The organism is Aeromonas sp. R3-1 (assembly GCF_040908345.1).
In the GTDB taxonomy this organism is placed as follows: Bacteria; Pseudomonadota; Gammaproteobacteria; order Enterobacterales; family Aeromonadaceae; genus Aeromonas; species Aeromonas veronii.
Window position 1 is genome coordinate 1 of sequence record NZ_JBFODN010000195.1, and the last position, 7,665, is coordinate 7,665.

The 7,665-nt window shown below is 60.1% G+C and carries 9 protein-coding genes; 4 read left to right on the plus strand and 5 right to left on the minus strand.

The genetic code is table 11. From position 1 onward, the window contains the following. Positions 1-214: IS3 family transposase (locus AB5Y85_RS12135; RefSeq protein WP_368221489.1), on the plus strand; the 214-nt coding region annotated here is incomplete at its 5' end. Here the strand turns inward: AB5Y85_RS12135 and AB5Y85_RS12140 are convergent. Then, positions 135-833, minus strand: coding sequence for a TonB-dependent receptor plug domain-containing protein (locus tag AB5Y85_RS12140; protein WP_368221491.1), 699 nt, complete (start codon positions 831-833; stop codon positions 135-137). The two genes, AB5Y85_RS12135 and AB5Y85_RS12140, sit on opposite strands and share 80 nt — an antisense overlap. A 135-nt stretch (positions 834-968) precedes the next feature. Further along, positions 969-1,526 (minus strand): MFS transporter, encoded by a 558-nt coding sequence (locus tag AB5Y85_RS12145; protein ID WP_307772329.1) that lies wholly within the window; start codon positions 1,524-1,526, stop codon positions 969-971. 218 nt (positions 1,527-1,744) lie between these two features. Between AB5Y85_RS12145 and AB5Y85_RS12150 the strand changes: the two genes are divergently transcribed. Further along, positions 1,745-2,497 carry a hypothetical protein gene (locus AB5Y85_RS12150; protein ID WP_257687857.1) on the plus strand — a complete coding sequence of 251 codons (753 nt, stop codon included), beginning with the start codon at positions 1,745-1,747 and terminating at the stop codon, positions 2,495-2,497. A 12-nt stretch (positions 2,498-2,509) separates the two neighbouring features. On the opposite strand, the gene AB5Y85_RS12155 is transcribed toward AB5Y85_RS12150, so the two are convergent. From AB5Y85_RS12155 to AB5Y85_RS12165, 3 genes are all read right to left on the minus strand, one after another. After that, positions 2,510-2,971 (minus strand): DUF2919 domain-containing protein, encoded by a 462-nt coding sequence (locus tag AB5Y85_RS12155; RefSeq protein ID WP_042023947.1) that lies wholly within the window; start codon positions 2,969-2,971, stop codon positions 2,510-2,512. Positions 2,972-3,119: 148 nt separating this feature from the next. Then, the gene (gene corA / locus AB5Y85_RS12160; protein WP_005337059.1) at positions 3,120-4,067 is read right to left on the minus strand and encodes a magnesium/cobalt transporter CorA; all 948 of its coding nucleotides are present in this window, start codon (positions 4,065-4,067) and stop codon (positions 3,120-3,122) included. 399 nt (positions 4,068-4,466) lie between these two features. Further along, on the minus strand, positions 4,467-6,110 hold the full coding sequence (locus tag AB5Y85_RS12165) for an electron transfer flavoprotein-ubiquinone oxidoreductase (protein ID WP_257687856.1): 1,644 nt from the start codon (positions 6,108-6,110) through the stop codon (positions 4,467-4,469). Between the two features lie 168 nt (positions 6,111-6,278). Here AB5Y85_RS12165 and AB5Y85_RS12170 point away from each other — a divergent pair, with 168 nt between their 5' ends. Both AB5Y85_RS12170 and AB5Y85_RS12175 read left to right on the plus strand, forming a co-directional pair. Further along, positions 6,279-7,031 (plus strand): electron transfer flavoprotein subunit beta/FixA family protein, encoded by a 753-nt coding sequence (locus AB5Y85_RS12170; RefSeq protein WP_257687855.1) that lies wholly within the window; start codon positions 6,279-6,281, stop codon positions 7,029-7,031. Beyond that, positions 7,028-7,665 (plus strand): electron transfer flavoprotein subunit alpha/FixB family protein (locus tag AB5Y85_RS12175; protein ID WP_368221493.1); only part of this gene is annotated, 638 nt, incomplete at its 3' end. The genes AB5Y85_RS12170 and AB5Y85_RS12175, both read left to right, overlap by 4 nt.

The window sequence follows — 7,665 nt, forward strand, 5'->3', positions numbered from 1 at the left end:
TAAAAATGAACTGGTTCACCACCATAGATTCAAGACGAGAGCGGAGGCCAAGGCAGCGATCCAGGAATACATAGAGATTTTTTACAACCGCCAGCGTCGGCATTCACGACTTGGCAATGTCAGCCCGGCGGAGTTTAACAAGAGGTATTCTCAACCCAAGTTGAACCCGATTGCCAAGCATCGCGATTGTATTTTTCAACCATCAGACTTCTAAAGAGTTTATCGTCGACCAGGGCACCACTGAGGTAGCCGCTACCCTTGTAGAGGTCTCCCCCTTTGCCAGAGGTGATGTTGCGATAGTCATAGCCAAGGCTGCCCTCTGTCTTGTTCCCAGGTGTGCGAGTGATGATGTTAATGACACCGGCCATGGCATCAGAACCATACAGAGAGGAGGCCGGGCCACGCAAAATTTCGATCCGCTCGATGGCGGCCACTGGGATGGAGGCGATATCGAAGTCATTGCCATCGTTGTCTTCCATCACTTCCCGGGCATTCAGACGGTGGCCGTTGAGCAGGATCAACGCATATTTACCTCCCATGCCCCGCAATTTGATCTCATAGCGACCATTCGGCGTGGACGGGATGAAAGATACCCCTGGCACTGTCTTCAGTGTATCGGTCAGATCCATGACCGAACGTTTATCCAGGTCGACACGGGTGATCACAGAGACATTAGCTGGGGCCGAGAGTTCGGTATGCTTGGTCTGTGTCGCAGTGATAACCATGGTTTCGTTGGCTTTGGGGGCCTCGGCTTGTGCCAGGCCTGGCAGGGCACACAGACCAAGTGAGAGCAGAGTGGGGTTCAATCGAGATACGTCTGGCTGCAACTGCATAGTCAAAACTCCATGAATAAAACAGAGGTTATGGGGTCCGGCTCTGGGGCCGGTGGCTCGCTGACTTCCTTGTTTGGTGGGGCCAGACTCGGGATTATTGTTGTTTCTTGTCTGTGCCAGCCCCTTGAGCAGGAATCAGACACCGCCGCAGGCTAGCAGACCGCAGCCGATATTGATCCAGGCCAGCTGGTCAAATCCGTGCAGAACGCCGCTCTGACCCGATACCAGCAGCAGACGGGCATGCCGACCGGCAGGGCTAAACCTAGCAGGGTGATCAGCGCCAGCAGCAGGCCGCAGAGCCCAAACAGCTGGAAGGGGCTCTGCCAGCCGAACCACTGGACCAGGATAAGGGCAAGGGGTACCACCAGGATAGCTGCAAGCGGCCCGGCCACACTGCCCCAGCAGCAGCTGGCTGTTTTGCACCAGGGCGCAGGCCATCAACAGCAGAAAACGCAAGGTCAGCAGCATCAGCAACGCGGGCTTGCGATTGACCCGGTCGAGCCAGGGAGCGGCGATAAGCTCAATTAGGGCGGCTCCTTGGGTGGCGCCACCGCTGAAATAGCCGGTCTGCTCCGGTGCCATGCCGAGGCTAGTCACCAGATCCGGCCCAAGCGGCATCACCATCATCATGCTGCCCATGGAGAGCATGTTGACAAGCAGGGCCAGGTGGATGGCGGCGGGGGGGGTGGTCACTGGCTTCATCGACGGCAAGCTCGAAGAATGAGACCGAATTGCATCCGAGCGATTACCGTGTTACAGAAAATGATAATTATTGTTGATTTTATTTGCTGTCTTGCCCTGCTTTTTGCCTCAAGTGGACGGTGCCATGGATTGAAAAGCGCAAGGAATGGCTCATGATGACGAGGCATGAGAGCTCGGTTTACGGCGACGGATCTGAGAGGGAGACAAGGATGGGGAAGTGGCGCTGGAGAGGATGCTGGCTGTTGTTTTGGTTGTGGTGTTGGCCGCTGTGGGCCGAGGTGAAAGTGATCCCGGTCTTCGAGGCGCAGGCGGCGGTGCAGACCCTCAAGGAGATCTATCCCCAGCTAGGGGTGAGTGCCATGGGTAATCAGCTGGTGCTGAGCGGGACGCCAGCCCAGCTGCAGGAGGCCGAAGCCACGCTGGCGCAGATCAACCAGCCACCGCAAAACCTGCTTATCGAGTGGCGGGTCGATGGTGCCGCCAGCGGTCAGCAACTGGGGGGCTCAATCAGTCGCGACGAGGCCAAGCGGCAGTGGCTGGTCGATGGCAATGCCCGGCAGTACCAGCGCAGCCAGAACGACAGCTGGCAGGTGCGCGGGCTGTCGGGCCGTCCCGTGCTGCTGCAGATGGGCTCCTATCAACCGGTGACTTTCTACCAATGGAACGGGGGGGCAGTGGTGGGAATGATGCCGCTGGTGAACGGCCTCTATGCCACGGCCACCTTGATTGGCGATCGGGTGCAGATTGCGCTCAGTAGCGAACAGGTGAGGCTGGAGCAGGGCACCATCAATCGTGGGCAGAGTGCTACTGAGGTGAGCGGGGTCCCTGGCCAGTGGCTGACGGTGGGGGAGCTCTCGACCAGCTCGGCAGATCAGGGGAGCAGCCTCGGCACCCAGCTACAGGGAGGGCGAGGCAGCCAGAGCGAGCGCCAGACCCTGCAGATCCGGGTCACTCGTCAATAGGTGTCAGCCCCGTCAGTGGGGCTGATCTGCGGCATATTCCCGTAGCTGGCGACTGCGCAGCAGATACCAGAGCGCCCAGAGGCTGGCGACCAGCACCAGTGCGGTGGGCCAGCTGAATGACCACTTCTGCAGATTGAGGCTGTGCAACTGCATCAGCAGGCCGCTGACGGCAGAGCAGAGCAGCAGCAGCGGGCTGTGGCGCCGGAGTCTGGCGCGAATGCTCTGGGTCTGCTGATAGGTGCCCCCGCAGGCGAGCAACGCCAGCATGGCGGGTACGTCGGTCAGCAGGCTGATGTAGAGGGTGATCTTGTCCGGATAAAAGAGGGTCAGGATCTCGCTGCCGCTCTCGCGGGTCACTCCCGCCATCAGAAAGAGCCAGACCGAGCGGGTCAGCAACAGGGCGATGGGCCAGAACCAGAGAGGCGGGCGCAACTGGCCGTGATCGTCATATCGGTGTTCGGGGTAGAGGGTCATGGTTGCCCGTTATCCACTTGAATTGAGTGATGAAGGGGATATGGGGCGACGAAGCGCCCTTTGCAAGGCGTTGGGTGTGGCGCAAATTAATCGGGGGGCCATGCCCCCCAATCCGTTTCTTCAGATATCGCAGCGCACCTCGGCGGCGTTACAGCCAGCCTTTGCGCTTGAAGAAGAGGCCGGTGCCGAGCGATGACATCACCATCAGCACCAGTGACATGGGATAACCATACTCCCAGGCGAGCTCCGGCATGCGGCCGAAGTTCATGCCGTAGATACTGGCGATCAGGGTCGGCGGCAGGAAGATCACGGCGGCTACCGAGAAGATCTTGATCACCTTGTTCTGCTCCAGATTGGTCACCCCCATGGAGGCCTCCAGCTGGAAGTTGATCTTGTCGAACAGGAACTGGGTGTGGGGCAACAGGGATTCCACGTCGTGCAGCATCTCGTCGATCCACTTGTTCTGCTCAAGGCTCATGCGCTGGCGCAGGCTGCGTTTGAGGAAACGCAGGGCGCGGCGGGTATCGTGCAGAGAGAGACGGATCTGGCCGTTGGCCTCTTCCTGTGCCATCAACTCTTTCAGCATGGGGTTGATCTGATCCGGCTCGAAGATCTGATCGGCGGTGTTTTCCAAGGTCTTGTAACCATCTTCGATAAGGTCGGAGAGGTACTCCACCTTGAGGTTTTGCACCTCCAGCAGGATGTCGAGGGCATCCTCCACCTCCAGCCGATCCTGGCGCATATAGTGGCGCAGCAGGCGCACCAGCCCGATGTCATCTTCACGAATGCTGATCAGCAGGTTGTTGCGCAGGGTAAAGGAGACGTGGACACCCTTGGTGTCACGACCGATCCGCTGGGGAAACAGGGAGTGAATGTGCAGACCATCGGTATCCCAGTAAAAACGGGCGGATGCTTCGATGTCGTCGAGCTCTTCCTTGTCGGGGACCTCTTCCAGGAACAGGCCCGTCAACCATTCTCGCTCTGCCGTGTCCGGCTTGTAGGCATCCAGCCAGACCGTGTTGTCAGGTACTATGTCGTCAGGCCCGAGCGTGACTATATCCAGCACCTTGTTGTTGAGAATGTAGGCGGTGATCATCTGTCCCCCCTTAAAAAGTCATGGGTAATCAGGGATGGTTGCACAGGTCATGCGGCCTTAGATCGCTGCAGAAGGCGATCCCGTGGATAAGCAGATCGGGCCGATGGAAAACCTGAATGCGGCGAACTATACAGGGGCGGGCCGCGCTTGTCAGGGGCTATTCATCAGGGATTCAGCTTGTTTGTTCAAAAAAACAGCGAGGTCGGATCACCTGAGTGGCTATGCGGGGTAGAACCCAGCCTTTGGTTGGGGGAGGGCTAGCTGGGGCTGCTTGTTGCCGCTGCCCCGCTTCATCACATATTCGGATAATTGGGCCCGGAGCCCCCCTGTGGTGGTGTCCAGACGATGTTTTGGGACGGAGTATCTTTGATGTCACCGTATCTTGGCATCGCCGTTCCATCACATATTCGGATAATTGGGCCCGGAGCCCCCCTGTGGCGGTGTCCAGACGATGTTTTGACTGGGATCTTTAATGTCACAGGTCTTGCAGTGAATACAGTTGGCTGCGTTGATCTGCAGTTTGGCCGCGCCTTCCATTTCCAGTACTTCAAACACCCCGGCCGGGCAGTAGCGTTGGGCGGGTTCGGCCCAGGTGGGCAGATTGACCTCGACCGGAATGCGCTCGTCCTGCAGCTTGAGGTGGCAAGGCTGATCCTCGTCGTGACTGGTGTTGGCCAGATACACAGACGAGAGTTTGTCAAAGCTCAGTCTGCCATCGGGTTTGGGATAATGGATGGGCTCGCAGCGGCTGGCCACGCGCAGCTGACGGTAATCGTGAGCCTTATCGAGCAGTTTGAAGGGCGAGTTTGCGCCAAACAGCCGTTGCTCCAGCAAGTTGAAGGCACCGCCCAACCAGGGACCATAGCGGTGAAGCGCCGCGCCGAAGTTGCGCGCCGCCTTGAGTTCGCGGGCCAGCCAGCTCTGGTGCAGCTCGTCGCCATACTGGGCCAGATCCCGGCCCCCTTCATCGCCACCCTGCAGCGCCATCGCGACGGTTTTTGCCGCCAGCATGCCGGACTTCATGGCGGTGTGGATCCCCTTGATGCGGGAAAAGTCGAGGGTGCCCGCATCACAACCGATCAGCAGGCCGCCCGGGAAGTGCATGCGGGGCAGGGCGTGCCAGCCCCCCTTGGTGATGGCGCGGGCGCCATAGCTGATGCGCTCCCCATCTTGCAACACGCCAGCGATAAGCGGGTGATGCTTGAGGCGCTGGAATTCGTCAAACGGGCTGAGCCAGGGATTCTGGTAGTTGAGATCGACAATCAGCCCGACTGCCACCTGATCCCCCTCCATGTGATAGAGATAGAAGCCACCGTGGCTATTGCCGCCCCCCTGCTTGCCAAGGGGCCAGCCACTGCCGTGCAGCACCTGTCCCGGGTTGCCCCGACCTGCTGGCAGTTGCCACAGCTCCTTGAAGCCGATGGCATAGTGCTGGGGCTGGGCAGGGCTTGCCAGATTGAATGTGGCGATCAGCTGCTTGCCGAGATGACCGCGGGCCCCTTCGGCAAAGAGGGTGTAGCGGCCGAGCAGCGCCATGCCGGGCACATGATCTGCTTTCGGATTGCCTGCCCGATCCAGCCCCAGATCGCCGGTGATCACCCCCTTGACCCGGCCCGCTTCCATGATAAGTTCGCTGGCGGTAAATCCCGGGTATATTTCGACTCCCAGTTTTTCCGCCTGTTGGCCAAGCCAGCGGCAGAGATTGCCCAGACTGACCACATGGCAACCCTCATTGTGCATCCGGGGCGGCACCGCCCAGGCGGGGAGTTGCAGGGAGCGTTGCTCGCTTTGCAGCAGATGCACCTGATCGTCGTTGACCGGTACGCCGAGCGGCGCTTGCTGCCAGCAAGCCGGCAGCAGCTCTTGCAAGGCGACGGGATCAAAAAGGGCGCCGGAGAGCAGATGGGCGCCAATTTCCGCCCCCTTCTCCAGTAGACAGACAGAGAGAGTGGCATCCTGCTGTTTCAGGGCGATGGCTGCACTGAGCCCCGCCGGACCGCCGCCGACGATGACGACATCAAATTCCATTGCTTCCCGTTCCATCTTGCCTCTGCGCTCTGGTTGGCCTAGGGTAATGCTGGTAGTTTACGTAAACGTAAAGCAGTTGTAAGCAAAACTGAGCAAGAAAAGCAAAAAATCAGGGAAGAGCGTACTGCAACAAACGCAGAGGCACACTAATGAATTCAATCCAAAGAGACGAGGCATGACCCCATGAAGCTGCTGGTCGCAATCAAACGGGTAGTCGACTACAACGTCAAGATCCGGGTGAAGGGAGACGGCTCCGACGTGGAGCTGGCCAATGTGAAGATGGGGATCAACCCCTTTTGTGAAATTGCGGTGGAGGAGGGGGTCAGGCTGCGGGAAGCGGGTATCGCCAGCGAGCTGGTGGTGGTGACTTTCGGCCCTGACGCTGCCGCCGAGCAACTGCGCCATGGGCTGGCGCTGGGGGCGGATCGGGCGCTGCATTATGTCACCGATGAGACGCTCGCCCCGCTGACGGTTGCCCGCGCCTTGCACAAGGTGTGTGAGCAGGAGCAGCCGGATCTGGTGCTGCTCGGCAAGCAGTCCATTGACTCGGACAACGGTCAGGTGGCCCAGATGCTGGCCGCCCTGACCGACTGGTCGCTGGCTACCTGCGCTTCTGCCATCAGGTTGGAAGGAGAGGAGTTGCGGGTGACCCGTGAAATCGATGGCGGGCTTGAAACCCTCGCCATGCCGCTACCTGCGGTGGTCAGCGCCGATCTGCGTTTGAATGAACCGCGTTTTGCCTCGCTGCCCAACATCATGAAGGCCAAGCGCAAGCCGCTTGATAGCGCTCCGTTCTCGACACTCGCCGTTGAGGTGGCCAACCAGACCCGTTTGCTCGGGGTGATGGCGCCGCCAGCCCGCAGCGCCGGGATCAAGGTGGGCTCGGTGGACGAGCTGGTGGACAAACTCAAACATGAAGCGAAGGTGCTGCCATGAGCGTGCTGATCATTGCCGAACATCATCAGGGCCATCTGGCCGACAACGTGGCACAACTGGTGACCGCCGCCGTCTCCATCGGCGGTCAGGTTGACCTGCTGTTGCTGGGGCAGGGGCTGACCGAGGCGGGTGAACAGGCGGCTGCTATTGGCGGTGTCGACAAGGTGCTGCTTGCCGAACATCCCCTGCTGGCCGACGGGCTGCTGGATGGGGTCGACAAGCTGCTGGCCAGCTGGTGCGAAGGTTACAGCCACTGCCTGATGGCGGCGAGTGCCATGGGCAAGGCGCTGCTGCCACAGGTGGCGGCCCGGCTCGGGGTGGAGATGCTCTCCGAGGTGACGGCTATCGAGAGCAGCGACACCTTCCTGCGCCCCATCTATGCGGGCAATGCCATCGCCAGAGTGGCAAGCTCGGCACCCGTCAAGGTGATGACGGTGCGGGCCACCGCGTTTGCCAAGGCGGCGACGGGCGGGCAGGCTCTCATCGAACGCTTGGCCGTACCCGAATTCGCTGGTCGTACTCGGCTGGTCGAGCGCCGCGCGGTGCGCTCCAGCAGGCCCGAACTGACCGCCGCCCGGGTGGTAGTCTCCGGTGGCCGGGCTCTGGGCTCCAAGACGCAGTTTGCTTTGATAGA